Below are 26,934 nucleotides of genomic sequence, written 5' to 3'. Positions count from 1 at the left end.
AACATGGCTGTGCGTTGGACCACCGCGGTACTGGACACGACATTGGCGGGCGGCCTGGCGGTCGCGCGCTGCAGTGAAGGTTTTCTGGTTGATGCCAACGGCGCGTTGTTCCCGCGCGACTGGCTCAAGCGTCAGGACCTGGACGTGCTGTTCGAGCATGGCATCGGCCATTTCGATGGGCAGCCGGTGTACCTGCTCGAACTGCGCCAGGCGCAGGCGGTGCCGGCTTGCAGCTGGCGCGGCTTGCGCCAGTTCATGCTGGAAGGTGATTTCGACACCTACAAGATTCTCGGCTACGCAGCGCAGATCGCTACCTGGGCCCGCGAACACCGGTTTTGCGGCAGTTGTGGCCAGGCTATGACGCAGATCCCCCTGGAGCGCGCGATGCACTGCCAGCCCTGTGACTTGCGCAGCTATCCGCGCATTTCGCCGAGCATGATCGTGCTGATCACCCGCGGCGACGAAATTCTCCTGGCGCGTTCACCGCGTTTTGTCACCGGGGTCTACAGCACCCTGGCCGGCTTTGCCGAGCCGGGTGAGTCCGCCGAAGACTGCCTGGTGCGCGAGGTGCGCGAAGAAGTGGCGATCGAGGTGCAGAACATTCAGTACGTCGGCAGTCAGTGCTGGCCGTTCCCGCACTCGATGATGCTCGGCTTTCATGCCGAGTACGCCAGTGGCGAGATTGTCATGCAGCCGGACGAGATCGAGGATGCACAATGGTTCCGGGTCGATGCGCTGCCGCCGTTGCCAGCGGGGCGCTCGATTGCCCGGTACCTGATCGATCTGTACGTGGCGCGGCGTTTAGGCCTGGCCGAACCAGTGCTGCCACGCTAGGCGCACAGTCAGGGCCAGCACCACGGTGATGAACACTGGGCGGATGAACTTGCTACCGCCACTGATGGCGGTGCGCGCACCGAAGAACGCGCCGACCATCAGCGCTGAGCCCATGGACAGACCGACCAGCCAGTCGACCTGCCCGGAAAAGATGAACACCGACAACGCCGCCGCATTGCTGACGAAGTTCATGCTGCGCGCCACACCGCTGGCCTTGACCAGGTCGATGGGGTAGAGCAGCAAGGTACTCACCGTCCAGAACGCCCCGGTGCCAGGGCCGGCCACGCCATCATAGAAACCCAGGGTCAGGCTCTGGGGCAGTTGCCATTTCTTTTTCACCGGCGCATCGGCATCCAGTGGCGCCTTGGGCGTGCCGCCGAACAGCAGGTACACACCGCAGAGAAAGACGATCACCGGCAGCATCTTGTTCAGCCACTCGGCGGGCAGGTAGTGCGCTACCACCGCACCGATCAGGGCACCGACAAAGGTGCCGATCAAGGCGTGGCGCCACTGCGCCGGATGGAACAGCTTGCGCCGGTAGTAGGTGAAGCTGGCGGTCGCCGAGCCGAAGGTCGAGCTGAGCTTGTTGGTGCCCAGCACCAGGTGCGGCGGCATGCCGGCAGTGAGCAGGGCGGGGGTGGTCAACAGTCCGCCGCCGCCGGCGATGGCATCGATAAAACCGGCAACAAAGGCAACGGCGGCAAGAATGGCGAGGGTGGTCAGGTCTACGCTAAGTTCGAAAGGCATGGCATGGGCTTAATCGGGTGGGCACAGAAGGAGCTGCGCCCGAGGCCCGGTATGGTAATAGAGTCCAGGCCCGGTGTCAGGGTCGGCTGCGGCTTTCGCGTGTGCCGGTGCTCAGCCGGGCAGCACACCATGCAATACCAGGCGAGTGATGCTCGCCACCGCACTGTCCAGATCGGCACTCAGTGGTGTGCCCTGGTCGGTATCGGTGCTCAGTTGCGCATTGAAGTTGGCGTAGGCCTGGGTGGTCGCCCACAAGCTGATCAGCAGGTGTTTGGCATCGACAGCATTCAGCTGGCGGTTGTCGATCCAGTGCTGCAGGCACGCCACGCCCTTCTGAATCTCGCCTTGCAGACGTTCGGTCTGCTCCGCCGGCAGATGCCGGGCGCCGTGCATCATCTCGGCAATAAACACCCTGGCCGCCCAGGGTTGGCTGCGGATGATGCTGAGTTTGGCGCGGATCAGGCGATCGACGGCCTCCAGCGGATCACTGGCAGGGCTCAACTGGGCAAAGGCATCCAGGTACTGCGGGGTAATGCTGTCGAGCACCTGCTGGTAGAGGTTTTCCTTGGAGTGGAAGTAGTAATTGACGTTGGCCTTCGGCACGCCGCTGAGCGTCGCCACCTCACTCAAGGTGGTAGCGGCGAAGCCTTTGCGGGCAAAGGATTTTGCCGCCATGCGCAGAATCAGCGCGCGATTGCGCCGCCCAGGCGCGTTGGCCTTTTTCTCCAGCGGTTGGTGTTCCCCACACGCTGCGCTGCCTGTCGTGCTCGCAGGTTCCTCATACAGCATGTGTTCCATTTACGCGCTCGCCTGGCTGGTTCAACAGCTTCGCAATATACAAAAATATATAGCGGTAGTGATAGTTTTCCGCAGGAAAATGCCTGCGCAGGCTTTAGCTCAAGGTTCTTGTCACATTCTGCGACAACGGGCCGCACCCCGAAAATCAAGGGTTACAGACGTACGGGGCGATAGGTGCTGGAACCTTGGCAGAGCGCCATGACAAAATGTCGCGCTTTCTCGACAGGCCTCCTACACGAGGCGCAACACCTTCCCAAAAGGATGGTTACATGACTGATTTACTGACCCGGCGCCAGATCATGGCCGGGATCAGCCTGCTGGGCCTGGGCGCCCTGGTAGGTTGCGACCCCCGCTCCGGTGGTGTGCTCGATTTCAAATACGGCAAGGACATGAGTAACAAGATCCTTGGTCGCTCATTCAAGCTTAAAGACACCCAGGGTAACCCACGCACCCTGTCGAGTTTCTGGGGCACGATGCCCATGGTGTTCTTCGGATTTACCCAGTGCCCGGCGGTATGCCCGACCACGCTGGCCCGTGCGGCGCAGATCAAAAAGTTGATGGGGCGCGATGGCGGTTTCCTGCAGGTGGTGTTCATCAGCCTGGACCCGGAGCGTGATACCCCCGAAGTGCTTGATGCCTACGTCAAGGCGTTCGACCCTTCGTTCGTGGCGCTGACCGGTACCCTGGAAGAAACAGCCGCTGCGGCCAAGGAATTCGGTGTGTTCTACGAGAAGGTGCCCAGTGGCGACACCTATACCATCTCGCACACCTCGACCAGTTACGTCTTCGATTCCCGTGGCCAGTTGCGCCTGGGGTTGTCTCATTCACTGACCGCTAAAGAGTGTACGGAAGATCTGCTCACGGTCATGGAGGTTTGCTGATGCCTATGTTCAAACGTACCTTGGCCGCGCTGGCCCTCATCGGCCTGGCGCTGCCAGCGGTTGCGGACACCACCGTCAGTGATGCCTGGGTTCGCGCCACCGTGCCGCACCAGCAGTCCACCGGTGCCTTCATGACCCTCACCGCCAGCAGCGACAGCAAGCTGGTGGAGGTGCAGTCACCTGTGGCCGAGATCGTCCAGGTGCATCAGATGACCATGGACAACGATGTCATGGGCATGAAGCAGGTGCAGAGCGTCGAGTTGCCAGCAGGCAAGGCGGTGAGCCTCGACCCTAACGGTTACCACGTGATGCTGATGAAGCTCAAACAACAGGTCAAGGAAGGCGAGCAAGTCCCGCTGACCCTGGTGATTGAAGACGCCAAGGGCCAGAAGCAGCGCCTGGAAGTCAACGCGCCAGTACGCGCGCTGAACGCCGAAGCCATGCACGGCCACGAGCACATGCACTGACAGTGTGTGGGAGCGGGCTTGCCCCGCGATGGCGGTGTATCTGACACACCGCCATCGCGGGGCAAGCCCGCTCCCACAGCAAGCCCGCTCCCACACAGGATGATCAACACAGTCAGCGTTTACGGCGCCTGCCGGTGACCATCGACAGCGGCAGGTTTTCCTTCAGGCGCAGGCTTTCGAATACGGCTGCAGCAATGTGCAGACAAACCAGCGCCAGCAAGGTGTTGGCCATGTACTCATGAATATCCCGCGGCAACTCTTCGCCCCAGAAGTAATCCACTTCCTCCATCAGAAAGCCACTCAAACCCAGGCCGAGCATAAGGGCCAGCATCAGCACCATCACCAGCGCCCCAAGCGGGGAGTGGCCCAGGCGGTGGTAATCCTCGCCGCTGAACAGGGCCTGCAGGTGCCACTTCACTCTGCCCGGGGTCGGCCAGAAGTCTTTCCAGCGCGCAGCCGGTGTGCCGACAAACCCCCAGCCAGCGCGAATCAGCACGATGGCAACGCCGTAGTAGCCGAGCCAGCGATGCCAGCCATCACCCTCTTCGGTGAAGAAGTATCCGCCGACAAACGCCAGCACCAGCGACCAATGACAAAACCGCACCAAGGGATCCCAGAGGCGCAGGGTGCCGTTGCTCACTTCAATCGATCTCTTCTTTTACCTTGTTGCCACTGACCGGGTCGAAATAGATCTCGACTTTGCGTTTATCCTTGTCCCAGCCATAGATCTCGTAGCAGTTGCCGTCGGTGACTTTGAATTTCTTGATCTCGTAACCCTGGCTTTTCAACGATTGCTGAAAAGTGTCCGGGTTTTGCCACTGGGCTTTGTCGGCCTTGGTGCATTCGGTTTTGGCCAGGGCCAAGGGGCTAGCGATCAGCAATGCAACGAGCAAAAGATTACGCATGACGAGTCCTCGTGAAGGGCAAACACGCGGCAGCACAGCCATGAAGCCGGATTAAGCTTGAGTCAGGGCGTGCGGCGTTGCGAATACATCGCCAAGCCGTGGTGCCCTGCAGGGATCGATCAACGAAAGCGTGGCAGCGGGCGGTCGACTTTCAGTGAAGTCAGGGTCTTTTTGACCAGTGCCCCGTCTGCTTCCACTGCCTTGAGGCTGGCGCGGATCCTGCCAGCAGCGGGTACGTCGCCCTGACGGTCGATCCAGTCGGCAATTTCTTTGCAGGCGCTGGCCAGCGTGGCTTGCCGGTGGTCGATCAAGGTCAGTAGCGTGGTGATGTCTTTTTCGGACATGGTGCAATCCTCCTTTCGGCGACTTCAGTGTAGCAGTGCCGAGGAAATCTGCTGTCGCCAGCCGGGCGCTGTACAGGTGACAGGCTTTGCCCTGACGTACTATCCTTGCCCGCAAGCGATACCCCGCATACTTATAATCCATTCCTCAGCGCACACGCTTGCACTCAGGCCCGACGGCCATGAGCGCTTCATGCTGGGCGCGCACTTGCGTCCGGCACCTGCAATCGATCTGGAGTAACACCCCCACCGATGACTACACCTGTGGATGCGCGAGCCGGCAGCTGGCTCAGTGTGATCGCCCTGGCCTTGGCAGCCTTTATTTTCAACACCACTGAATTCGTGCCAGTGGCGCTACTCAGTGACATTGGCGCCAGTTTTGACATGTCCACCGCGCAAGTTGGCCTGATGCTGACCATTTACGCCTGGGTGGTCGCCCTGGCGTCGCTGCCGATGATGCTGCTGACGCGTAATGTCGAGCGGCGCAAATTGCTGATCGTGATCTTTGTGTTGTTTATCGCCAGCCATTTACTGTCCTGGGTGGCGCAGAGTTTTACCACGCTGTTGCTCAGCCGCATCGGCATCGCGTTGGCTCATGCGGTGTTCTGGGCAATTACTGCGTCGTTGGCTGTGCGTGTGGCGCCGCCAGGGCAGCAGGCCAAGGCGCTGGGGCTGTTGGCAACCGGCACCACCCTGGCGATGGTGATGGGTATCCCGCTGGGCCGGGTAGTCGGCGAGGCATTGGGTTGGCGCACGACCTTTCTGGCCATCGCCGGGGTGGCGCTGGCGACCTTGCTGTGCCTGGTGAAGTCGCTGCCGTTGTTGCCCAGCCAGAACTCCGGGTCGTTGCGCAGCGTGCCGGTGCTGTTCAAGCGTCCGGCGTTGGTGACCGTGTATGTGCTGGTCGCGTTGGTCATCGCCGCCCAGTTCACCGCCTACAGCTACATCGAACCGTTTGCCTTGAACGTCGCCCAGGTCGGAGGCGAGCGCACGACCCTGCTGTTGCTGCTGTTTGGTGGCGCCGGCGTATTTGGTTCGCTGCTGTTCAGTCGCTACAGCGAACGTTTTCCCAGCGCGTTTTTGCTGGCCGCCATTGCCCTGCTTGCCAGTTGCCTCTTGCTGCTGTTGCCGCTGTCGGGTGAGTTCAGCCTGCTCGGTACCCTGAGTGTGTTCTGGGGCATCGCGATCATGTGCTTCAGCCTGGCGTTGCAGTCGAAGGTGTTGATTCTGGCGTCTGATGCCACGGATGTGGCGATGGCGATGTTCTCCGGGATCTATAACATTGGCATCGGTGCCGGGGCGCTGATCGGTAGCCTGGTCAGCGTACACCTGGGATTGGCCAACATCGGGTTGGTTGGCGGGGCGTTGGCGCTGCTGGGGCTGGTGTTGTGTGCAGTCACCACCTATCGGTTTTCCAGGTCAGCGGCGGGCAACGGGCTTGCCGGTGACCAACGGTAAGCAGGTCGGTTAGCGCGGATAGAGGCCACGCTCCTCGAAATAGGCCTCCAGGACGTGCGGGTCAGCACTGCTCCAGACGCCGGCAATGTAGGTATCCGGCCGTATCAGGTAGACCGCATCGCGCACCAGGCCCGCCGCCTGATGCGCTTCGCTCCAGATGAATACGTCTACCGGGATGCCGTGGCCGCTGCACCATTGCACCAGGCTGGCGCCCACTGCGCCGTACACCTGCACTTGCCAGCACATGCGGTTCAGACCGGCGAAGTTGTCGCGTCCGCCTTCGGCAACCCAGGGTAAGCGATCGCCTCCCTGGACGTGCCCGGCATTGCCGGTACTCAACGGCATGTAGCGATAGTTGAGGTTGATCTGCGAAACGCTGCGAAACAGATACTCGCGCGCTGCCTTGAACGCCACCATTCGCGGGATCACCCGCGGCGCCAGGCGCGTGCGCAACAAGGCCGCCAGGCGGCCATCGGCAGTCACAAAGTTGAACACCTGGTCGGTGGTCGACACCAGGCGTTTGGCAAAGGCGCTGCGTTCAATTTCATAGGTATCGAGCAGGCTCGGTTGAGCGCTGCCCTTGAGGACGCTGGCCAGTTTCCAGGCCAGGTTGATGGCATCACCAATGCCGGTATTCATGCCCTGGCCACCGGCTGGACTGTGGACATGCGCCGCGTCACCCAGAAGAAAGGCAGACTGGCGGCCGAAGTGCTCCGCTACCCGATGGTGGACTCGGTAGGTGGAGAACCAATTCACCTGCTGCACCTCCACATGCAGGTGCTCAATGGCGCGGCGGCTGACGTCGGCGAAACGCAACTGTTCGGCGTGCTCGGCACGTTGGTCGCGTACCGTACCAATCAGCCGCGCGCGACCACTGCCTGCCAGTGGAAACACTGCAAGAAAATCGGCCTCGTCCAGGTCCACATGCAATTCGCCGTTGAGTGCCGGGCCTGAGGCCTGCACATCGGCAACGTAGAACACTTGTTGATAGGTACCGCCGGGAAAGCCGATCCCCAGTGCTTTACGCACCGTAGAGCGGGCACCGTCGCAGCCGGCCACATAGCGCGCCTGACAGTGTTGCTCCGGGTCATCGGCATGCTGCAAGCGAGCGCTGACGCCTCGCGTATCCTGGTTGAGTTCCAGCAGTTCGGTCTCGCGCTCTACCTCAACACCGTAGCCCTGCAGGCGTTCGATCAACAGCTTTTCGTGCTCATCCTGAGGGTAAATATGCAGGAAGGGGTAGGGGGTAAAACCGCCCCCAATGCTGCTGAAGGGCAAATGGGCCGCCGCCTGGCCTTTGACCCAGAGATTGGCCGCAGGCACCCGATGGCCCTGTTCAAGGATGGCGGCAGTCAGGTCCAGCTGGCGGTACAGCTCCAGGGTCCGCGCCTGCACCGCCAAGGCACGGGAGGTGGTACCGGGCGCGGCGCTCTTGTCGATAATGCGTACCTTGATGCCAAGTTTGCTCAGCCACAAGGCCAGCACCAGCCCGGTCGGGCCGGCGCCTACGATCAATACCTCACAGCGCTTCATCGCGCGCGCTCCTCAGCGCTGGGCGAACGCCAGGTTCAGGCCCAGGCCGGCAAAGGATGCAGCAAAACTGCGGCGCAACCAGTCTTGAACCCGCGGCGATTCAATCACCGCACGGCGGAAGACGTTGGCCAGCAGGCCGTACAACACAAACACCACGAAGGTCATGAGCATGAACACCCCGCTCAGGCTGAGCATCTGCCCCGTGACCGATCCGCCTTGCGGCGTGATGAACTGAGGCAGAAAGGCCAGAAAGAACAAGGTCAGCTTGGGGTTGAGGATATTCAACAAACCGGCACGCAACATCAGGCTGCCAGCGCTGCTGACTTTGCTGTTGCGATCCACGACAAAGGCCGAGCGGTCGCGCCAGGTAGCGTAGGCCAAGTATAGAAGGTAGGCGACACCTGCAAATTTCAGGGCCTGGAAGGCCAGGGCGCTGGTGTGCAGAATCGCCGACAGGCCGAGGATCGAGGCCAGCAGGTGGGGGATGATCCCGGCGGTACAGCCCAGTGCGGTGTACAGGCTGGCGCGTTTACCGGCCACCAGCGCGGTGGAGATGGTCAGGATCACGCCGCTGCCTGGTATCAGCACGACGATCAGGCAAGTGATGAGAAAATCCAGGCTTGGCATTTGTAGTGCGCTCCATGCGGTAGTAAGGGGAGAAGGTGAAGCGCCTTAACATACACCCGACTTCAGTCCGCCTTCCAGCGCTCAAGTAATGCGCATGGTACTCACTTCGGTTTCAGTAACTAAAATAACCGGGTGTTGCGTCATTGCCGGGGCAGCCTTTAATGCCGGAATAAGATGAACTTGCGAAGTTTGTAAGGGCGCGTTTCAGGTTTGCATAACGCCTGAAGTGATCTAGCATTTACATGAGCATGCGCTGCATTGGATCCATGGCGCGCTATAGGTGATCAGTGTAATGCCAGCGTTACACGGTGTTGGGGAAGTACGCCTGAGTAACTATTAGGTTCTCTACTTATTTGAGTCCAAGTTATTAATTTCTAATGTTTAGTAGTGGGGGTGATATTTTAATTGTGCTGGTGTGTTGAAAGTGCTCAAAGGTCGGAGCACTTGGGAGAACCCTTATGGACCATGAGCATGATCTGTTAGAGCGGCTGCGCAACGGTGATGCTCATGCGCTGGAGGGCTTGATAAAAAAGCATCATGCGTTTCTCATTACACTGGTAACCCCGCTGGTCGGCCCAGACGCTGCCGATGATGTCGCTCAGGAAACCTGGTTGAAGGCGGTCGCGGCCGTTGGCATGTTCGAAGGGCGTTCAAAATTTCGTACCTGGCTGGCAAGAATCGCCATCAATGAAGCTCACTCCATCAACCGCCGCAAGGGGCGCGAGGTGTCGCTGGACGGCTGGGGTTTTGATCGCTACTCGCCCATCATCTCCAGCGTCGATAAAGATGACGCATGGCTGTCGATCCCCAGGCAATGGCACCACGACGGCCCGGAGGAACTGCTCGCCGAAGTCGAGTTGCATGCCTATATCCGAAAGCAGTTGCATGACTTGCCGACAGCGCAGCGCAATGTAGTGATCATGCGTGAGTTTGGCGGGTTGGAATACAAGGAAATTGCCAGTGCCCTGGGGATGACAGAAGGCAATGTACGCGTACATCTGCACAGAGGCCGCCAGCGCATGCGGGCGCGTCTCAGCGTCTTTCAACAGGACGGCCGGTTTTAACTTGCCATGGGCGTTCCGGTTATCGGCGCACCTCCCTGTGCGCGCGGTCAGCGTCAGTGTTCAGTGTGCACTGCGGTATTCTTCTCGGTCTCTGATGATGGGGGAGGTTAACCGAGGATCAAGCTCGTTAGTTTGTGGAAGTGCTTCTTTAGTTGTAGTTACGCCAGAGGCTGTTGGTTGTTCTTTGACCATTTGTACATAACGTTCGCCCGCATTTTGATCGAACTGACTTCTAGCGGCTGCATTTTCAAAATGATAGTTGAGCAAGCGATCACTACCACCTTCGGCAAGTAATAGTGTCGAGTTATTTGCGTTGCTTGCTGCGGTGCCAATACTGCTAAAGCAGGCAGCCGCAAGTAATACCGACATTTTAAATATCAGTTTCATGATGAAGCCCTCAGAAAGCTCAAGCGCTTGAGGCGTGCTATTCATAGACGAACGAGAAGGCGGTTTGTTACAGCCAATTTTTCGCGGCTTTCCGACGGATGCACCTTGCTTGCCAATCTGGCAATACCTTATGGTGCGAACCGATTTAGGCGGTTCGGCTTTAGGAACCAATGCTTATTAAGTGAGGTACTGCTTGATAATTCGCAATGCGCTTATTTCCAAATGTAGTGGTGCACGAACCATTCGATTTCTTTCCGCTATTGTACTGGGTTGTGCAATTGTTTCGGGGAGCGCCATTGCCACCCCGTTGACGCAGACAGTGCCAGTCGCGGACAGCCAGCAACGCCAGCAAGCCACCCAGCGGGTAAGTGCCTGGCGCGCTTTGATCAGCGACTCAAGCCATTTGTCAGATCAAGAAAAGCTGCAGCGGGTGAATGATTTCTTCAATCGCACGATTCGCTATGGCGAAGATATCGATGTATGGAAGCAATCTGATTACTGGGCGTCGCCCATGCAAACCGTAGAAAAGGGCATGGGCGATTGTGAAGACTTTGCCTTGGCTAAATTCTTCACCCTGCAACTGCTTGGTATTGCCGACAGTCAGTTGCGTATGGTTTACGCCACACAGACAGCAACACAGCAAGCGCATATGGTGCTCGGCTACTGGGCAAATGAACAGGCAGAGCCGGTGCTGTTGGATAACCTTGAAAAAGCCATGCTACCGATTAGCCAACGCAATGATTTAAACGTGAAATTCGCTTTTGATGAGCGCAATCTGTTCAGCTTTGATCATGCCCGCCTGCAATGGGTAAGTGGTGTCGATCAGTTACCGAACTGGCAGCCTTTGCTGCAAAGAGCCAAGCGTGAGGAATCGGTCATTGCCCGTGAAGAGGCAAGCGGCGCGCCTCACGAGCTGCTGCTGTCGGCGCTCAATTACTGATCTGCGCCAACGGCTGATCACTCGGCCTTGGCCCGGATGATGCGCCCGCTCTTGATCTCGTCGGCGTAAGCGTGGAGCTTGTCCGAATCTTTGTACAAGCGGTTCATCAGGTGCAGCACGGCAACCACATCGACACCGTCGATTCGCTCGGCCAGCCTGCTGATTTCGCCAGCGGTGCGCTCCAGGTTGGCGGCAACGCTTTTCAGGTCGCGCTTGAGTTCGGCGGAAGATTTTTTCAGGGCCATGGGGCCTCCTAGGTAGTGGCTTTGATCGCGGGGCAAGCCCGCTCCCACCCGATCGCTGTGGGAGCGGGCTTGCCCCGCGATGTTCATTCAGCCAGGAAACAAATACGGGCTCACACCACTGCGGCCATAACCCTCACGCTCCACCTCGGCATCCAGGGCCAGGGAGGCAAGGTCGTCGGCCAGCAGTTCCTGGTCGCGGTCTTTTTCCGGGTAAAAGACTTTCAGGTAGCTGTGACAATCGTTGCAGCTTTCGGCTTTGACCGCGGCATCCTGCCGTTCCAGCGACCAGTAGTCCAGCGCGCCGGTGGTTTCACAGTTACTGCATTTGACCCGCACCATGTGCCAACGGCATTCACACAGGCTGCACTGCAAATAACGCAAACCGGCTTGCGCGCCGGTCATCACCACACTGGCCAGCGGCGCACTGGCGCACACCGGGCAGTGTTGGCGCTGTTCACCCAGGGCAGCGCTGGCCGAGGCGGGCAGGGCGTTGGCCAGTTGGGTGAAGTACAGCGAAAGCGCTGCCCAGACAAACAACGCCCGCGCGCTACCGACCTGTGCATAGTCACCGGCCAGCAAGGCGCTGGCCAGGTGTTCCAGTTGCTCGGGGCTGTGCCCGCGCAATGCGTCCAGGGTACTGCGCACCGCCGGGTTGGCTTCAGGGTAAAGCTGATCGATGACCCCCTGCAGCAATTGCTGCCAATAGCGGTCGCGCGGATAGTCGCCAGTGGCCAGCGGCGCCTGGCCGTTGCCCAGCCGCTGTGCCAGCGAGTCTTTGAGCGCCTGCGGCAATGGCAGGCGCTCAAGCAGCTGCTGCTGGCTGTCAGCCAACTGCGCACAAAACCCCAGGTAGTCGCCCATGGCATGCCCTTCGGCCAGCTCACGCAGGCGTGCAGCGCGTTTGCGGTAACGGTCCTTGAGTGACGGCAGCACCACCGGGATGATTTCGTTGACCCCGCCCGTCGGCGTTTGTACGGGGTTCATTTGAATGCTGCTCATGATTTGCCCCCGTTTTTGCCTGACTTGCTGATCTGCCGGTACCAGCGATCATGGTGGGTTTTTGCCCAGCCACGGCTCACATAACCGGTGACCATGCCGCGAATCGATCCTTTGACCCAGAACGCCAGGTACGCATGGCCAATGATCAACAGGATCAGGCTGATGCCGGCAACGGCATGCAGCAGCAGACCAATGCGGATCGTGGGGATGGAGAACAGCGGCGCGAAGTAGGGCCGCCAGATCACCACGCCGCTGAGCAGCAACAGGGTGATCAGGCTCATGATCCCCCAGAACAGTACCTTCTGCCCGGCGTTGTATTTGCCGATGTTCAAGGCCGGGTCATGTTTACCGGCCAGTACCTGCTTGAGGTTCTTGAACCACTGCAGGTCTTCGCGCTCCGGCAGGTTGTAGCGCACGAAGCGCACGAACAGAAACATCAGCAGGACGAACACCACAACCCCGAAGAACGGGTGCAGGATGCGCGCCAGCTGCGGGGTGCCGAACACTGCGTTGAGGCCATTGAACGACGGGAAGAACCACGACAGCCCCGACAACGCCACGGCGAAAAAGCAGATCACCATGAACCAGTGGCAGGCGCGGTCGATGAAGCGGGTGCGCAGGATCAGTTTGTCGGTGTTCATGCGTGGCTATCCTCCTCGCGTTTCTCGTCCTGTTCGTCGACCTCGTTGGGGCCTACGCCGATGTAGTGGAACAGGGTGCCGGCCAGGGTGGCGAAAAACGCCGCGGCGGCCACCGGTTTCATCCAGCCTTTCCAGCCCTGGATGGCGCTGCTGATGCGCGGGTCGGTCGGCAACTTGTGGTACAGCTGCGGCTTGTCGGCATGTTGCAGCACGTACACCACATGGGTGCCGCCAACGCCCTGCGGGTCGTAGATGCCAGCCCCGGCAAAGCCGCGGCCCTGCAGCTCAGTGACGCGCTCACCGGCCTGATGCAGCATGTCTTGTTTGCTGCCGAAGTTGATCGCGCCGGTCGGGCAGGTTTTCACGCAGGCAGGCTCCTGGCCCACCGAAACGCGGTCGACGCACAGGGTGCACTTGTAGGCTTTGTTGTCTTTCTGGCTGATGCGCGGCACATCGAACGGGCAACCGGCGATGCAGTAGCCGCAACCGATGCAATGCTCGGATTGGAAATCGACGATGCCGTTGGCGTACTGAATGATCGCCCCCGGTTGCGGGCAGGCTTTCAGGCAGCCGGGGTCGGCACAATGCATGCAGCCGTCTTTGCGAATCAACCACTCGAGTTTGCCGCTTTCGTCTTCGACTTCATCGAAGCGCATCAGCGTCCAAGTGTCAGCCGTGAGGTCGGCCGGGTTGTCGTACACGCCGACGTTATGACCGACTTCGTCACGCAGGTCGTTCCATTCGTTGCAGGCCACCTGACAGGCTTTACAGCCGATGCAGATGCTGACGTCGATCAGCTTGGCCACTTCGGCCTGGTGGTCGCGGGTGTGCGGCGCCGGGGTCAGCACGTTGGTGGCTGAGCGGCGGACGATGTCTTGAGATTGCATGGACATGGTTTCGCCCTCAGACCTTTTCAATGTTCACGAGAAACGCCTTGTACTCCGGCGTCTGGGTGTTCGAGTCGCCAACGCCTGGAGTCAGGGTGTTGGCCAGGAAACCCTTGCGGGTAGCACCCTCGAAACCCCAGTGGCATGGGATACCGATGGTGTCGACCTGTTGGCCGGCAACGGTCAGTCGGCGGATGCGTTTGGTTACCACCGCTTTGGCCTTGATGTAGCCGCGCTGGGTGCTGACCTTGACGGTGTCGCCCTGAACAATGCCTTTTTCACCGGCGAGTTTTTCGCCGATCTCGATGAACTGCTCAGGCTGGATGATGGCGTTCAGGCGCGCGTGCTTGGTCCAGTGGCGGAACAACTCGGTGATCGAGTAGGTGGTGGCCACGTACGGGAAGTCTTCGCGTTTGCCCATGCGTTTACGGTCGCTTTCGTACACCCTTGCAGTCGGGCTGTAGGTGACTTGCGGGTGCAACGGGTTGCTCGCCAACGGGCTTTCGGTCGGTTCGTAGTGCTCAGGGAACGGGCCATCGTTCAGGGCACCGACCGAGAACAGTCGACCCAGACCTTCAGGCAGCATGATGAACGGATTGACCTTGCCACCAGGTGCTGCGGTCACGGCGAAGTCGGGAACGTCCACGCCGCTCCAGCGCTGGCCATCCCAACCAATCAACTGGCGCTTCGGATCCCAGGGTTTGCCTTGCGGGTCGGCCGAGGCGCGGTTGTAGAGAATGCGTCGGTTCTGCGGCCAGGCCCAGGCCCAGCCCGGTGTGCAGCCCAGGCCACTGTCGGCGTTGTCACGGCGGGCCATCTGGTTGCCTTGCTCGGTCCAGGAACCGGCGAAGATCCAGTTGAAGCACTGGGTGCTGCCGTCATCGCGCAGTTGCGAGAAGTCGTTGAGCAACTGGCCTTTGCGCAAGATCAAGTTGCCCTGTTCGTCATGCAGGTCGGCCAGGGCGCGGCCGTTGGACTCCTTGGCCACTTCTTCGGGTTTCGGGTCGTACGGGTCGGCATAGTCCCAGGCCATGTTGAGAATCGGCGCTGGGTTGGCGCCGCCTTCCTGCTGGTACAGCTCACGAATCTTCATGAACAGATGGCCGAGAATCTTGCCATCGTGCCAGGCCTCGCCCGGCGGTGCGGCGCCAGCCCAGTGCCACTGCAGCCAGCGTCCGGAGTTGACGATCGAGCCGTCTTCCTCGGCAAAACACGAGGAGGGCAGGCGGAACACCTCGGTCTGGATTGCGGCGGTGTCGACATCGTGCTGTTCGCCGTGGTTTTGCCAGAAACTCGACGTCTCGGTGGCCAACGGGTCGATGATCACCAGGAACTTGAGTTTGGCCAAGGCGGCCTGTGCTTTGTTCTTGTCCGGGAACGCCGCCACCGGGTTGAAGCCCTGGGCGATATAACCGTTGACCTTGCCCTCGTACATGCGGTTGCTGTAGTTGAGCACGTCATAGCTGTCGTCCCACTTCGGCAGCCAGTCAAAACCCCAGTCGTTGTCGGCAGTGGCCTTGTCGCCCCACAAGCTTTTCATCAGGCTGATGAAGAACTTAGGGGTGTGCTTGTAGTAGTTGACCTGATCTTCCAGCAGCGCCGTCGGCGTGGTCTGCTTGAGGTAGGTGGCCAGGCTGGTCTGCTCGTCGGAGGGCAGGTTCATGTAGCCGGGCAGGCGCAGCGACAGCAAGCCCAGGTCGGTGTAGCCCTGGATATTGGAGTGACCGCGCAGGGCGTTGACACCACCGCCAGCCATGCCGATGTTGCCGAGCAGCAGCTGGATCATGCCGGAGCCGCGGATCATCTGCGCGCCGTTGGTGTGGTGGGTCCAGCCCAGGGCGTACAGGAAGGTCGCGGTACGATCCGGCACGCAGGTGCTGGCGAGGATCTCGCAGATCTGCAGGAAGTCTTCTTGCGGCGTGCCGCAGATGTTGTTGACCACCTCAGGGGTATAGCGGCTGACATGCGCCTTGAGCAGGTTCCACACGCAGCGTGGATGACTCAGGCTCAGGTCGCGCTTGGCGTAGCCTTTTTCGTCCAGCTCATAGGTCCAGGTACTGCGGTCGTAGCTGCGTTTTTTCGCGTCATAGCCGCTGAACAAGCCGTCGTCGAAGTGGTAATCCTCACGCACGATCAGGCTGGCGTTGGTGTAGTGGCGCACGTACTCGTGCTGGACCTTGTCGTGGCTGATCAGGTAGTTGACCACGCCCATCAGGAAGGTCACGTCGGAACCGGCGCGGATCGGCGAGTAGATATCGGCAACGGCGGCGCTGCGGTTGAAGCGCGGGTCGACGACGATGACCTTGGCGCCATTGCGGATCTTCGCCTCGATCACCCATTTGAAGCCCACCGGGTGCGCTTCGGCCGGGTTGCCGCCCATGATCAGCACGACGTTGGCGTTCTTGATGTCGACCCAGTTGTTGGTCATTGCGCCGCGGCCGAAGGTCGGCGCCAGCGCCGAAACGGTCGGGGCGTGGCAGACGCGGGCCTGGCTGTCGGTACCGAGAATGCCCAGGGCACGGGTGAAGCGCTGGTCGAGCGAACCGGTTTCACTGCTGGCCGCCGAAGAGCACAGCATGCCAGTGCTCAGCCAGCGGTTGACGGTGGTGCCCTTGGCGTTCCTCTCGATGAAGTTGGCGTCGCGGTCGTCTTTCATCAGGCGCGCGATACGCTCGATTGCGTGGTCCCAGCTGATGCGCTGCCAGGTGTTCGAACCCGGCGCGCGGTACTCGGGGAACAGCAGGCGCTGTTCGCTGTGCACGTAGTCCACCAGGCCCGCGCCTTTCGGGCACAACGAGCCACGGCTGACCGGATGATCGGGGTCGCCTTCGATATGGAAGATTCGCGCTTTGGCGTTTTTCGCGCCGTCACCGAGGCTGTACATGAGAATGCCGCAACCGACCGAGCAGTAGGTGCAGTTGTTGCGGGTTTCCTTGGCGCGCAACAGCTTGTACTGGCGTGACTGCGTGGCCTGGGCCATGCCGGGGGCAAAACCCAGGGTCGCGCAGGTGGCGGTGGCGACACCGGCGGTACATAGCTTGAAGAACTGGCGTCGGCCAAGTCCCATGGTTATCTCCTTATTCTATTGGCTGCACACAGCAGCGGGCATAGCAATGCCCGGCAACAGGGCGTCGCAAGCGCAGTGGGCTGGGGATGAGGTCACGATTGGTTGCAGGCCCTGTCTGGTGCAGGGCTTGGGTAACGCGGATGAACAGTAGTGTATTCCCGCATTAAAAGTAGGACTAATCAAGGGTGTTGATGGCGCTATCGAGCGGCTCTATCAACAGCGGTAAGTCCCGTTCTAGACGGCCTGCCAACGCGCGGCGGGTGGCGGGTCATAGACTAAAGTAGGGGCGGCGGTGCGGCGATCCGACTTGCCCCGCGATAGTGGTGTGTCAGGTGTATCGGATCGCGGGGCAAGCCCGCTCCTACAGGTAATCTCGTATATCTCTAAATGTTCTATAAAAATTAATAATTATTCTTTTTGGTTTTTTGCGTAAGCGTGCACTCTGCACCTCAAGCACTGCGCCGCAGTGCACCCCGGAACGAGGAAGCAGAACATGACCATCAAGGCGATCAACGTACGCAATCAGTTCAAGGGCACGGTCAAGGAGATCATTGAAGGGCCAGTGGTCTCGGAAATCGATGTGCAGACTTCGGCAGGTATCGTCACTTCGGTGATCACCACCCGCTCGGTGCATGAGCTGGAGTTGCGGGTGGGCAGTGAGGTGATTGCCTTCGTCAAATCCACCGAGGTGTCGATCGCCAAGTTATGAGCCGTTGTGCGTGAGTTCGAAGCGACACACATGGCCACCACGCAGCATGCATTCCAGGTGCGCTACCGTCCCTCCACCCAGGCTGCCGATCAGCGCCAGGTCGAGCTCACAGACTTCAGGGTGAGCTTCGGCCAGCTGATGAAACACACAGTTGTGGGCGACGATCTGCGCCGGTGCACCGGAGCGAAAGAACACTTCCGATTCATAACCCACGTCCTTCATGTGCGCGGCGATCTGCTGTTCGTCGAGCCGCTCCGTGCTCAGGTCTGCCGCCATTTTCTCGCCCAGTGTGCGCATCAGCATGACCAACGCGTCATGGCCGATCAGGCTGGCCACTTCATCGATCAGTGAGTTGGCCAGCAGGTGATAGTGCCGGGGAAACAGCTCGTGGCCAGCCGCACTGAGCCGGTACAGCTGCTCGGGGCGTCGGCCGGTGGCGCGCAGCTCGCCACGCACCACCAGGCCATCACCCTGCAGCGCCGCCAGATGCTGGCGCACCGCCGTACGGGTGACGGCCAACTGACTGGCCAGCTCTTCGATGCTCATGCCGGCAGCCTTGTACAGCAGGGCGCAAAGCAGGTCCTGTTGCGTACGTCCCAAACCTTCGAACATCGGCAAGCCTCGCTCAGAATTTGTCGGGGAACTGCTTGACCAGCGCCGCAGTCAGGGCATCGGCGAGGCTGAGAATATGCTCGCGCATGTGTTTCCAGGTACTGGCTTCTGCCGTGTAGTCATTTTTCCCCAGTTCGTCGATTTGGGCGATATGGTGGCCGCCGTGAGCGGCGAGCAGGGTATTGAGCGTCGCTTCAGGCAGATAGGGATTGGCCTTGGCCAGGAACGCGGCCAGGGCTTTGGCGTTGCTGGTCAGTTCGCTGACAGCGGCCTGCTTACCTGAGGCCGATTGACTGACGCTGGCATCGCTGTAGTGCTTGACTGCTCCCCAATGCCCGGCCAGCAGTTTCAACAACTGGTCGGCGGCCGCCTGGCCGTAGAGCGGGGCGATGCTGTTGGCAATGGCGGTGGCGTTACTGACCACCTCCTGGCTGGCCACCTCGGCGGCCTGACGATTGCCGACCTGATTGGCAATGGCGTAGTTACGGATCCAGAAAATATGTTCAACCCACAGGTCGCGAAGGGCCAGGCGGGTAGTCAGTGCCGCAGACTCGGCTTGGGGAGGGGCGGTTTGAGCGGCGGGGCTCAAAGTGGGAAGGGCACACAAGGCTGCAAGTAGCAGCACAACCGGCAATCTGATCTTCATGGCAGTACCCTCAACGGGTGAAGTGGCCTACAAGATCAATTACAGCATATAAATATGCCGTTAATGGCTCAGGCGCCGAACGGTCGTGGTTGCGGCGCCTTGAATGTGGGTGGGATTCAGAACCAGCGGTCGTTACGTTTGCGCCCACGGCTTAGGGCCGGAAGGATCAAGCCCGCGAGCAAGCCGGCACCGGCGATGCCGCCGCCGTAGACCATGTAGCGCATCAGCACCTGCTTGTTCTCATCGCCCAGACGCGCCTGGGTGCTGCGCAGCTCCGACTGGGTGTCGCTCAACTCGGCGCTGAGCGCTTTGTTGCGGGCTTCCAGTTCATCGATCAGGGTTTTGCGCGAGTCCATGGTCTCTTGCATGCCCTGCACGCGGGCCTTCCAGCCGTCGTCGATGGTCTTCAGTTGCTGGCTCAGTTCGCTGACCTGCTCGGTCAATTGCGGCAGGCGTTCGGCCTGGCCGGGAACCGACTGCAGGTCGCTGGTGGTGATCCAGACGATGTCGCCCGACTCGCCACGCACCTGGCTGAAGTTACCCTGGGTGTCGAGCAGGGTGACTTTCTGGCCCGACTTGAGGTTGCCGACGATGCGGTGGCCGTTGGTGGGCCCGCTGCGTACGTAGGTGGTCAGGCTGTCACTGACCCAACGCTCGGCGCTCGGGGCTTCTTCGGCCTGGGCCGGGCCGCTCAGGGCGATCAAGGCAGCGACCACGCCAAGGGCGAGTCTGTTGCGCGGGCGCAGTAAAGGGGTGGAATCAGCAACAGGCGCCGTAGCAACAGAACGAGAGATAGGCATGATGGTCTTCGCGTGGAGTAAAAATAAAAGCCCGATGACTGGGCCGATGAACACAGGCGTGCACGCAGCCGCCAGCAGAAAGACCATTATTCTGTAGGCAGGTTCACTGGGGTAGGCAGGAAAATGGCAGCAAATGTTGCGGGCACACGCAGTGCCCGCACGCTGGGGGGAGGTGAAATCAGGGCTGAATCAGCTCACCACCCGGTAGCAAGGAACGTATTCAGCGCCGCCGGGCAGCTTCATACGGTGCTGAGCCACGAAGGCTTCCAACAGCTTGCCCAGGGGTTGCGTCACCGCGGCATCGCCATGGATTTCGTACGGGCCTTTTTCTTCGATCAGGCGGATACCCTTGTCCTTGACGTTGCCGGCGACGATGCCGGAGAACGCGCGGCGCAGGTTGGCCGCCAGTTCATGGGCGGGCAAGTCACGGCTCAGTTGCAGGCTGGCCATGTTTTCGTGGGTCGGGTCGAAGGGGCGCTGGAAGCTTTCTTCGATCTTCAATAGCCAGTTGAAATGGAACGCGTCGTTGCGCTCGCGACGGAACTGTTTGACCTCTTTGAGCCCTTCGACCATTTGTCGGGCCACTTCGGCCGGGTTGTCGATAATGATCTGGTAATAGTTGCCGGCCTCGGCACCGAGGGTGGCCTGCACGAAGGCGTTGAGTTGCTGCAGGTACGGTTCGGCGCTTTTCGGCCCGGTGAGGATGACCGGGAACGGCAGCTCGCGGTTGTCCGGGTGCATGAGGATGCCGAGCAGGTACAGAAACTCTTCGGCAGTACCGGCGCCGCCGGGGAAGATGATGATGCCGTGGCCGACCCGCACGAACGCTTCAAGACGCTTTTCGATGTCCGGCAGGATCACCAGTTCGTTGACAATCGGGTTCGGCGCTTCGGCGGCAATGATGCCCGGCTCGGTCAGGCCCAGGTAGCGGCTGCTGCTCATGCGCTGCTTGGCATGGGCAATGGTCGCGCCTTTCATCGGGCCTTTCATTACGCCGGGGCCGCAACCGGTGCAGACGTCCAGTTTGCGCAGGCCAAGCTCGTGGCCAACCTTCTTGGTGTACTGGTATTCCTCGGTGCTGATCGAGTGACCGCCCCAGCACACCACCATTTTCGGCTCGACGCCCGGACGCAAGGTGCGGGCGTTGCGCAGCAGGTGGAACACGTAGTCGGTGATGCCCTGGGAACTTTCCAGGTCGATGCGCTGGCTGGCCAGTTCGCTCTCGGTGTAGACGATGTCGCGCAGGGCGCTGAAGAGCATTTCGCGGGTGCTGGCAATCATCTCGCCATCGACGAAGGCATCGGCCGGTGCATTGAGCAGTTCCAGGCGTACGCCGCGATCTTGTTGGTGAATGCGCACCTCGAAGTCTTTGTAGGCTTCGAGAATGGTTTTGGCGTTATCGACATGTGCGCCGGTGTTGAGAATCGCCAGTGCGCACTGGCGGAACAAGGTGTACAGGCTGCCGGATCCGGCTTCACTCAGTTGCTGTACTTCACGTTGAGACAGTGTTTCCAGGCTGCCTTTGGGGCTGACAGATGCATTGATAACTTCACGTTGAGGCATTCTGGGTTTCCTGTGAGCGGGTAAACGTCCATCTTCTGTACACCACCATACCGACAAATTGCTGCAGCAACGAGTGCCTTGTCGTTGTGCTGCGCTGGAAGCTGCATTCGACCGTTCAGAATGTGAACGGTGGTGCACGCCGCAGTCCAGAAACTGAACGCTGCGATGGCCGCAATCGCAGCGTCTTTCCCCCTCTAAACCGGGCTCTGCAGGCCATCCGTCGCTGCTGGCACGGCATCTGCTAAAGACATTGCAACAGTGTCGAGCAGGTCATGGTGCCGTGGTGCCTTTGACCTTGCGATCCAGTTGAAACACACAAGAAGGAATATGCAATGAGTAACGCTTTTTTGCCTGCGAGCCTCTGGGATCAACGTTTTTTCACCGGTAGCTGGGAGACCGGGCCGTTGCCCGCCAGCGCCGTGATCGAGCCTGCCACCGGCGAGACGCTTGGCCGTGTTGCCAATGCGGATGCCGCGCAGATTGCCCGATCTGCCCACTCGGCCAAAAGTGCCCAGGCCGCCTGGTTCGCCCAGCCTTATGAGGAACGTGCCGCCGTGTTTCGCCGCGCGGCGCAACTGGGCCATGAGCACTTCGATGACATCGTCCAGTGGCTGGTCCGCGAGAGCGGCTCGACCCGGGCCAAGGCGGCGTTCGAGACTTCGATCACCCTCAAGGCCTTGCATGAAAGCGCGGCCCTGCCATCGCGCAGCCAGGGCGAGGTACTGCCATCGACCCCCGGTCGCCTGAGCCTGGCGCGCCGTCGACCGCTGGGGGTGATTGGGATCATTTCGCCATTCAACTTCCCGCTGTACCTGGCCATGCGTGCCGTGGCACCAGCGCTGGCGGTCGGTAATGGCGTAGTGCTCAAGCCTGACCCGCGCACCGCGGTGTGTGGTGGCTTTGTGATTGCCCGTCTGTTTGAGTTGGCCGGTCTGCCGACAGGGCTGCTGCATGTACTGCCAGGCGGCGCCGAAGCCGGTGCGGCGCTGACCAGCGATGGCAACGTGGCGATGATCCAGTTCACCGGCTCGACCGGCGCCGGGCGCAAAGTTGGCGAAGCGGCCGGGCGCCATTTGAAAAAGGTCTCGCTGGAGCTGGGCGGCAAGAACTCGCTGATCGTGCTCGATGACGCCGACCTCGATCTGGCCGTGGCCAACGCCACCTGGGGCGTGTACCTGCACCAGGGGCAGATCTGCATGTCGACCGGCCGCTTGCTGGTACAACGGGGCATCTACGAACAGTTTCTCGCCCGCCTGGCCAGCAAGGCCAAGAGCCTCACTGTCGGTAACCCGGCCACCGCCGAGGTGCACCTGGGACCGTTGATCAACGCTCAACAGCGCGACCATGCCTACCGCGTGGTGCAAGCCGCCCAACAGGCCGGCGCGACGCTGGAAGCCGGTGGCAGTTTTGATGGGCTGTTCTTCCAGGCAACGGTGCTGGGTGGCGTGACCCGCGATAACCCCGCTTTCAATGAGGAAATTTTCGGCCCGGTGGCGGTGGTGGTGCCGTTTGACACCGATGAAGAGGCCGTTGCCCTGGCCAATGACACCGAGTACGGCCTGTCGGCGGCGGTGCTTTCGCAAGACGTCGGGCGCGCGTTGAAGCTGGGCGAGCAACTGCGCGTCGGGCTGCTGCACATCAACGATCAGACGGTCAACGACGAGGTTATCAACCCGTTTGGCGGTGTTGGCGCTTCTGGCAATGGCACCAGCATTGGTGGCGCTGCCAACCACGAAGAATTCACCCAATGGCAGTGGCTGACGGTCAAAGGCGACGCCCCTGCCTACCCCCTGTAAACGCCGGAGATAATAATAAATGGCTGAACAAGCGTTCTACACAATTACTGCTGCCGTGACCCGGGCCAAGGGCGCGCCTTTCGTGCTGGAATCGGCCCGCATCCGTCATCCCAAGGGTGATGAGGTGCTGGTGCGCATCGTCGCTACCGGGATGTGCCATACCGACATGATCGTCCGCGACCAGTATTACCCGGTGCCGTTGCCTGCGGTATTGGGCCACGAAGGCTCGGGGGTGGTCGAGGCGGTGGGACCGTTGGTTCAGGGCCTGGCCGTGGGCGACCACGTGGTGCTGACGTATGGCTACTGCGGCCATTGCCCGTCCTGCGGCAGTGGCCAGACGGCCTATTGCCAGGAGTTTTTCGGCCGCAACTTCAGTGGTGCCGACCCACAGGGGCAGTGCGCCATCGAAGACGCTGACGGTGAACGCCTGCACGATCACTTCTTCGCGCAGTCGTCCTTCGCTACCTATGCCCTGGGGCGTGAAAACAACACCGTCAAAGTGCCCGTCGAGGCACCGTTGGAGCTGCTCGGGCCGTTGGGGTGCGGTATCCAGACCGGGGCGGGTGCGGTGATCAACTCCCTCAAGGTCAGCCCGGCCAGCAGCTTTGCCTCATTTGGTGCCGGTGCGGTGGGCTTGAGCGCGGTACTGGCGGCGCAGGTGGCGGGCGCGACCACCATCATCGCGGTAGACGTCGTGCCCTCGCGCCTGGAACTGGCCAAGTCGCTGGGTGCCACGCATGTGATCAACAGCAAAGACGTCGACCCGGTGGCGGCCATCCGCGAAATCACCGGCGGTGGGGTGAAGTTCGCGCTGGAGTCCACCGGCAGGCCAGCAGTGCTTCGCCAGGCCGTGGATGCCCTGGGGCTGCGCGGTAGCCTGGGTGTGGTCGGCGCCCCGGCGCTGGGCACCACTGCCGAGTTCGACGTCAATGACCTGTTGCTGGGCGGCAAGACCATCCGTGGCATCGTCGAAGGCGACAGCGTGCCGCAGACGTTCATTCCGCAACTGGTCGAGCTGTACCTGCAAGGTCGCTTCGCCTTCGACAAGCTGGTCAAGTTCTACGACTTCGACCAGATCAACCAGGCCGCCGAAGACAGCGAAAAAGGCATCACCCTGAAGCCGATCATCCGTATCGGTCGCTGAAACACCTGCGGGGTGTGTTCAGCACCCCGCAGCGCTTTCCTCTAATAACAACAATCTGGAACCTCTACTGTGCCCACTCATTCCCGCTCCATGCTGGGGCTGCTTGCTTGCAGCCTGATTTCCGCCAAAGCGCTGGCGGTAGACGTCAACGCCGGGGACTACACAGCCCTGCCTGCCGGCACCCAGGTCGCCGCCTGGTACCAGCAATACAGCCGTTCAGAGCGCTTCAACGCTGATGGCGCGGCCGACAGCCGGCACGACACCGGCCTCAAATCCACTATCAGCATCGTGCGTCTGATCCATTTCATGGAGGTTGCCGGCATCACCGTCGACCCGCAGATCCTGCTGCCATTCGGCCATGTCTACGATGCTCGTATCGCCGGCAACGCCCTGGGCAGTGCCAGCGGCATGGGCGATCCGATCGTCGGCGCGACGTTCTGGTTGGTCAATCAACCCAGTGCGGGGGCGAGCGGGCGCTACGTTGGCATCACGCCGTTGCTGACCCTGCCGTGGGGCCAGTACGACCGTCACGACACCCTCAACATCGGTGAAAATCGCTACAAGGGTGACCTGCAGCTGGGCTGGGTCGAGCCGTTGTGGGGGCGGTTCTCGCTGGAACTGTACGGCGATGTCGTGGTGTATGGCCATAACACTCAGGCTGGCACTGGCTCACAGACCCTCAAGCAAGACCCGACCTATCAGGTGCAGAGCAACCTGCGCTACGACTTCAATCCGGCCCAGCGCATCGCCCTGGGTGTCAGCAGCACGATGGGCGGCAAGCAATACCTGGACGGTGACTACCTGGGGCAGAAGACCGAAGTGCAGCAAGTCCGCTTCGAGGTCCAGCAGATGCTTGGGCGCTCGGTGCAGCTCAGCGCCCAGCTGACGCGTGATGTGCATGTGGTCGGCGGTTTTCAGGAGGACAGCGGCGTCAACCTGCGGGCTTTATTGCTATTTTGACCAGGATCGATACCCTGAACCTTTGCCCGACTCACGATAAAGGTGTCTCCATGGATGCCGGTGCTTTGCGTAATCAACAGCAACTGGTGCTGGCCCGCCAGCGTTTCATCGAAGGCGATCCTCTGCCTGAGGGGCTGTTGCCGGAACCGATCAGCCGCTCCTGGCGCCGCTCCCGCGACGCCGGGTTGATGCCAGGGCAGGCGTGCCTCGCAGCCCTTGAGCCCGAGCCTTGCGAACTGGGCGACAGCGATCGCCGCCTGGCGGACTGTGTGGCGCCCGAGATCGACCGCTTGTGGCGGCTGATCGGCGGGCCATCCTGGACCCTCTATTGCGTCAACATGCAGGGGGTGATCGTCTACGGTCGGCGGCCGCATAACTGCCCCAGCCCGTTGGACCAGTTGCATACCGGACGGCGCATCCATGAGAGCCGCTTTGGCACCACCGCTCCAGTCTGTGTGCTGGCCGATGGGCAACCGATCGTGCTGATTGGTACCCAGCATTACCTCACCGAATTCGAGCGCTTCTTTTGTGTCAGCGTGCCATTGCATGGGCTCAATGGTGAACTGATCGGCGCGCTGGACTTCACCGGGATCGGTGAGCGTCAGGCCAGCTCTGTAATGGAGCAACTCACTTACGCGGCGATGGCGGCGGAGAATCGCCTGTACGCCGACCTCAGCGATTGTCAGATCCTTTCCTTGCAGCATGACCCGCGCCAGCTCGACACGCCGTTGCAGGGTTTGCTGGCAGTCGACGCGGCCGGGCATATCCAGGCCGCCAACCGCGTGGCGCAAAGCCTGTTGGGCCTGACCCGCGAGCGCCGCGTCGGCGAGCGTCTGGAAGGCTTGCTTGGCGAACGTCCGGCCAGCCCATCGTCACCCGCACCGCAGTTGCTGACCCTGGCCGATGGCTCACAACTGTACGCGCAACTGCTTAGCCCGCAGCCTCGCCTCAGCCGTACGGTCAGTGTGCCAACTGAGGCGGCGCCACTGGGCGCTGATGGGCAATTGAACCAACGCTTTGAGGCGGCGTGCAAAGCCTTTGCCGCCGGGGTCCCGGTGTTGTTGCAAGGTGCGACCGGTACCGGCAAGGAAGTGTTTGCCCGTGCCCTGCATGAGCGCTGGAAGCCGCAAGCGCCGTTCCTCGCCATCAACTGCTCGGCGATTCCGGAAAGCCTGATCGAAGCCGAGTTGTTCGGTTACAGCGAAGGCACCTTTACCGGCGCGCGCAAGGGTGGTGCCAAAGGCCAGCTAGAAGCCGCCAATGGTGGCACGCTGCTGCTTGATGAAATTGGCGACATGCCCCTGGCCCTGCAAACGCGCTTGCTGCGCGTGTTGCAGGAGCGTCGGCTGACGCGCCTGGGGGCAACCAGCAGTATCGCCCTGGATGTGCGGGTGATCAGCGCTACCCATTGCGATCTGAAGCAGTTGATTGCCACCAGGGCCTTTCGCGAAGACCTGTATTACCGGCTCAGTGGCCTGGAAGTGCGCTTGCCTACGCTTGGTCAGCGCAAGGATCTGGACCTGCTGATCGACCGCCTGGCGCAACGTTATGCCAGCCCGCCACTGCACCCGCAGACGCGGCGCTTGCTGCACAGCCGCGACTGGCCGGGCAACATTCGTCAACTCGAACAGGCATTGCGCCTTGCCGCTGCATTGGCGCAAGGCGAACCGTGGGTAATGCCGGAGCACCTGGGGTGTGATGAGCAGGGTAGCGAACCGCGTACAGGGCGTTTGCAGGAGGCGATGCTCAACACCATTCAAATGGCGCTGGACGCCAATGGCGGCAACGTGACGGCTACGGCCAGCCAGCTGGGAATCTCCCGGACGACGCTCTACAAGAAGCTGCGCGAGGGCTGACAGGCCACGCGTCCCTCCTGGTAGGAG

General features: G+C 60.9%; 28 protein-coding genes. 11 read left to right on the top strand and 17 right to left on the bottom strand.

Going from position 1 to position 26,934, the window contains the following annotated elements:
- The first annotated feature begins 3 nt into the window (after nucleotides 1–3).
- Nucleotides 4–834, top strand: a complete 831-nt coding sequence (gene nudC / locus ACVWSC_RS16555) for an NAD(+) diphosphatase (protein WP_442107905.1) — start codon at nucleotides 4–6, stop codon at nucleotides 832–834.
- On the opposite strand, the gene ACVWSC_RS16550 is transcribed toward nudC, so the two are convergent.
- Together ACVWSC_RS16550 and ACVWSC_RS16545 are read right to left on the bottom strand one after the other, a co-directional pair.
- Complete coding sequence (locus tag ACVWSC_RS16550) at nucleotides 802–1,581, bottom strand: TSUP family transporter (RefSeq protein ID WP_442107903.1); 780 nt, start codon at nucleotides 1,579–1,581, stop codon at nucleotides 802–804. The two genes, nudC and ACVWSC_RS16550, sit on opposite strands and share 33 nt — an antisense overlap.
- A 111-nt stretch (nucleotides 1,582–1,692) precedes the next feature.
- Nucleotides 1,693–2,379: a TetR/AcrR family transcriptional regulator gene (locus ACVWSC_RS16545; RefSeq protein WP_442107901.1), complete on the bottom strand. Its 687-nt coding sequence runs from the start codon at nucleotides 2,377–2,379 to the stop codon at nucleotides 1,693–1,695.
- A gap of 269 nt (nucleotides 2,380–2,648) precedes the next feature.
- Between ACVWSC_RS16545 and ACVWSC_RS16540 the strand changes: the two genes are divergently transcribed.
- The gene (locus tag ACVWSC_RS16540) at nucleotides 2,649–3,260 is read left to right on the top strand and encodes an SCO family protein (protein WP_442107899.1); all 612 of its coding nucleotides are present in this window, start codon (nucleotides 2,649–2,651) and stop codon (nucleotides 3,258–3,260) included.
- Nucleotides 3,260–3,727, top strand: coding sequence for a copper chaperone PCu(A)C (locus tag ACVWSC_RS16535; protein WP_442107897.1), 468 nt, complete (start codon nucleotides 3,260–3,262; stop codon nucleotides 3,725–3,727). The genes ACVWSC_RS16540 and ACVWSC_RS16535 overlap by 1 nt, the downstream gene beginning before the upstream one ends.
- Nucleotides 3,728–3,839: 112 nt before the next feature.
- Here ACVWSC_RS16535 and ACVWSC_RS16530 read toward each other — a convergent pair whose 3' ends face one another.
- From ACVWSC_RS16530 to ACVWSC_RS16520, 3 genes are all read right to left on the bottom strand, one after another.
- Complete coding sequence (locus tag ACVWSC_RS16530; protein WP_442107895.1) at nucleotides 3,840–4,367, bottom strand: cytochrome b/b6 domain-containing protein; 528 nt, start codon at nucleotides 4,365–4,367, stop codon at nucleotides 3,840–3,842.
- 1 nt (nucleotide 4,368) lies between these two features.
- Nucleotides 4,369–4,632 carry a PepSY domain-containing protein gene (locus ACVWSC_RS16525; protein ID WP_442107893.1) on the bottom strand — a complete coding sequence of 88 codons (264 nt, stop codon included), beginning with the start codon at nucleotides 4,630–4,632 and terminating at the stop codon, nucleotides 4,369–4,371.
- 119 nt (nucleotides 4,633–4,751) lie between these two features.
- Entirely contained in the window at nucleotides 4,752–4,976 is a 225-nt protein-coding gene (locus tag ACVWSC_RS16520) for a hypothetical protein (protein WP_442107891.1), read from the bottom strand.
- 249 nt (nucleotides 4,977–5,225) lie between these two features.
- On the opposite strand from ACVWSC_RS16520, the gene ACVWSC_RS16515 reads away from it, so the two are divergent.
- Nucleotides 5,226–6,431, top strand: coding sequence for a sugar transporter (locus ACVWSC_RS16515; protein ID WP_442107889.1), 1,206 nt, complete (start codon nucleotides 5,226–5,228; stop codon nucleotides 6,429–6,431).
- Between the two features lie 9 nt (nucleotides 6,432–6,440).
- Here ACVWSC_RS16515 and ACVWSC_RS16510 read toward each other — a convergent pair whose 3' ends face one another.
- Nucleotides 6,441–7,964: an FAD-dependent monooxygenase gene (locus ACVWSC_RS16510; protein WP_442107887.1), complete on the bottom strand. Its 1,524-nt coding sequence runs from the start codon at nucleotides 7,962–7,964 to the stop codon at nucleotides 6,441–6,443.
- A gap of 12 nt (nucleotides 7,965–7,976) precedes the next feature.
- On the bottom strand, nucleotides 7,977–8,591 hold the full coding sequence (locus ACVWSC_RS16505) for a LysE family translocator (protein ID WP_442107885.1): 615 nt from the start codon (nucleotides 8,589–8,591) through the stop codon (nucleotides 7,977–7,979).
- Between the two features lie 458 nt (nucleotides 8,592–9,049).
- Here ACVWSC_RS16505 and ACVWSC_RS16500 point away from each other — a divergent pair, with 458 nt between their 5' ends.
- On the top strand, nucleotides 9,050–9,655 hold the full coding sequence (locus ACVWSC_RS16500; protein WP_442107883.1) for an RNA polymerase sigma factor: 606 nt from the start codon (nucleotides 9,050–9,052) through the stop codon (nucleotides 9,653–9,655).
- A 60-nt stretch (nucleotides 9,656–9,715) separates the two neighbouring features.
- On the opposite strand, the gene ACVWSC_RS16495 is transcribed toward ACVWSC_RS16500, so the two are convergent.
- On the bottom strand, nucleotides 9,716–10,042 hold the full coding sequence (locus tag ACVWSC_RS16495) for a hypothetical protein (protein WP_442107881.1): 327 nt from the start codon (nucleotides 10,040–10,042) through the stop codon (nucleotides 9,716–9,718).
- Nucleotides 10,043–10,235: 193 nt separating this feature from the next.
- On the opposite strand from ACVWSC_RS16495, the gene ACVWSC_RS16490 reads away from it, so the two are divergent.
- A complete protein-coding gene (locus ACVWSC_RS16490) occupies nucleotides 10,236–10,982 on the top strand; it encodes a transglutaminase-like cysteine peptidase (protein WP_442107879.1) in 747 nt (248 codons plus the stop codon).
- Nucleotides 10,983–10,999: 17 nt separating this feature from the next.
- On the opposite strand, the gene ACVWSC_RS16485 is transcribed toward ACVWSC_RS16490, so the two are convergent.
- From ACVWSC_RS16485 to fdnG, 5 genes are all read right to left on the bottom strand, one after another.
- On the bottom strand, nucleotides 11,000–11,227 hold the full coding sequence (locus ACVWSC_RS16485) for a hypothetical protein (RefSeq protein ID WP_442107877.1): 228 nt from the start codon (nucleotides 11,225–11,227) through the stop codon (nucleotides 11,000–11,002).
- Nucleotides 11,228–11,314: 87 nt separating this feature from the next.
- On the bottom strand, nucleotides 11,315–12,226 hold the full coding sequence (gene fdhE, locus ACVWSC_RS16480) for a formate dehydrogenase accessory protein FdhE (RefSeq protein WP_442107875.1): 912 nt from the start codon (nucleotides 12,224–12,226) through the stop codon (nucleotides 11,315–11,317).
- Nucleotides 12,223–12,867, bottom strand: a complete 645-nt coding sequence (locus ACVWSC_RS16475) for a formate dehydrogenase subunit gamma (RefSeq protein ID WP_442107873.1) — start codon at nucleotides 12,865–12,867, stop codon at nucleotides 12,223–12,225. Before ACVWSC_RS16475 ends, fdhE begins: the two co-directional genes overlap by 4 nt.
- Complete coding sequence (gene fdxH, locus ACVWSC_RS16470; RefSeq protein WP_442114317.1) at nucleotides 12,864–13,754, bottom strand: formate dehydrogenase subunit beta; 891 nt, start codon at nucleotides 13,752–13,754, stop codon at nucleotides 12,864–12,866. Before fdxH ends, ACVWSC_RS16475 begins: the two co-directional genes overlap by 4 nt.
- Nucleotides 13,755–13,770: 16 nt before the next feature.
- Nucleotides 13,771–16,821 carry a formate dehydrogenase-N subunit alpha gene (fdnG, locus tag ACVWSC_RS16465; protein ID WP_442107871.1) on the bottom strand — a complete coding sequence of 1,017 codons (3,051 nt, stop codon included), beginning with the start codon at nucleotides 16,819–16,821 and terminating at the stop codon, nucleotides 13,771–13,773.
- Between the two features lie 493 nt (nucleotides 16,822–17,314).
- On the opposite strand from fdnG, the gene ACVWSC_RS16460 reads away from it, so the two are divergent.
- Nucleotides 17,315–17,530 (top strand): TOBE domain-containing protein, encoded by a 216-nt coding sequence (locus ACVWSC_RS16460; RefSeq protein WP_010227092.1) that lies wholly within the window; start codon nucleotides 17,315–17,317, stop codon nucleotides 17,528–17,530.
- Here ACVWSC_RS16460 and ACVWSC_RS16455 read toward each other — a convergent pair.
- The 4 genes from ACVWSC_RS16455 to ppnN all read right to left on the bottom strand — a co-directional run bounded on the left by ACVWSC_RS16455 (nucleotide 17,525) and on the right by ppnN (nucleotide 21,151).
- Complete coding sequence (locus tag ACVWSC_RS16455) at nucleotides 17,525–18,142, bottom strand: helix-turn-helix transcriptional regulator (protein ID WP_442107868.1); 618 nt, start codon at nucleotides 18,140–18,142, stop codon at nucleotides 17,525–17,527. The genes ACVWSC_RS16460 and ACVWSC_RS16455 overlap by 6 nt on opposite strands.
- Before the next feature lie 13 nt (nucleotides 18,143–18,155).
- Nucleotides 18,156–18,788, bottom strand: a complete 633-nt coding sequence (locus ACVWSC_RS16450) for a hypothetical protein (protein ID WP_442107866.1) — start codon at nucleotides 18,786–18,788, stop codon at nucleotides 18,156–18,158.
- Nucleotides 18,789–18,904: 116 nt separating this feature from the next.
- Nucleotides 18,905–19,588, bottom strand: coding sequence for a TIGR04211 family SH3 domain-containing protein (locus ACVWSC_RS16445; protein ID WP_442107864.1), 684 nt, complete (start codon nucleotides 19,586–19,588; stop codon nucleotides 18,905–18,907).
- Between the two features lie 189 nt (nucleotides 19,589–19,777).
- Nucleotides 19,778–21,151 (bottom strand): nucleotide 5'-monophosphate nucleosidase PpnN, encoded by a 1,374-nt coding sequence (ppnN, locus tag ACVWSC_RS16440; RefSeq protein WP_442107862.1) that lies wholly within the window; start codon nucleotides 21,149–21,151, stop codon nucleotides 19,778–19,780.
- A gap of 332 nt (nucleotides 21,152–21,483) precedes the next feature.
- Between ppnN and ACVWSC_RS16435 the strand changes: the two genes are divergently transcribed.
- From ACVWSC_RS16435 to ACVWSC_RS16420, 4 genes are all read left to right on the top strand, one after another.
- Nucleotides 21,484–22,947 (top strand): benzaldehyde dehydrogenase, encoded by a 1,464-nt coding sequence (locus ACVWSC_RS16435; RefSeq protein ID WP_442107860.1) that lies wholly within the window; start codon nucleotides 21,484–21,486, stop codon nucleotides 22,945–22,947.
- 19 nt (nucleotides 22,948–22,966) lie between these two features.
- Nucleotides 22,967–24,091, top strand: coding sequence for an NAD(P)-dependent alcohol dehydrogenase (locus tag ACVWSC_RS16430; RefSeq protein ID WP_442107858.1), 1,125 nt, complete (start codon nucleotides 22,967–22,969; stop codon nucleotides 24,089–24,091).
- A gap of 69 nt (nucleotides 24,092–24,160) precedes the next feature.
- Nucleotides 24,161–25,051, top strand: a complete 891-nt coding sequence (locus tag ACVWSC_RS16425) for a transporter (RefSeq protein ID WP_442107856.1) — start codon at nucleotides 24,161–24,163, stop codon at nucleotides 25,049–25,051.
- A 50-nt stretch (nucleotides 25,052–25,101) separates the two neighbouring features.
- Nucleotides 25,102–26,907, top strand: coding sequence for a sigma-54-dependent Fis family transcriptional regulator (locus ACVWSC_RS16420; RefSeq protein ID WP_442107854.1), 1,806 nt, complete (start codon nucleotides 25,102–25,104; stop codon nucleotides 26,905–26,907).
- Nucleotides 26,908–26,934 lie beyond the last annotated feature (27 nt).

This window comes from Pseudomonas sp. NUPR-002 (genome assembly GCF_056322725.1).
The sequence above is the reverse complement of the archived record's forward strand: the minus strand, read 5'-3'. Positions and strand labels throughout refer to the sequence as shown.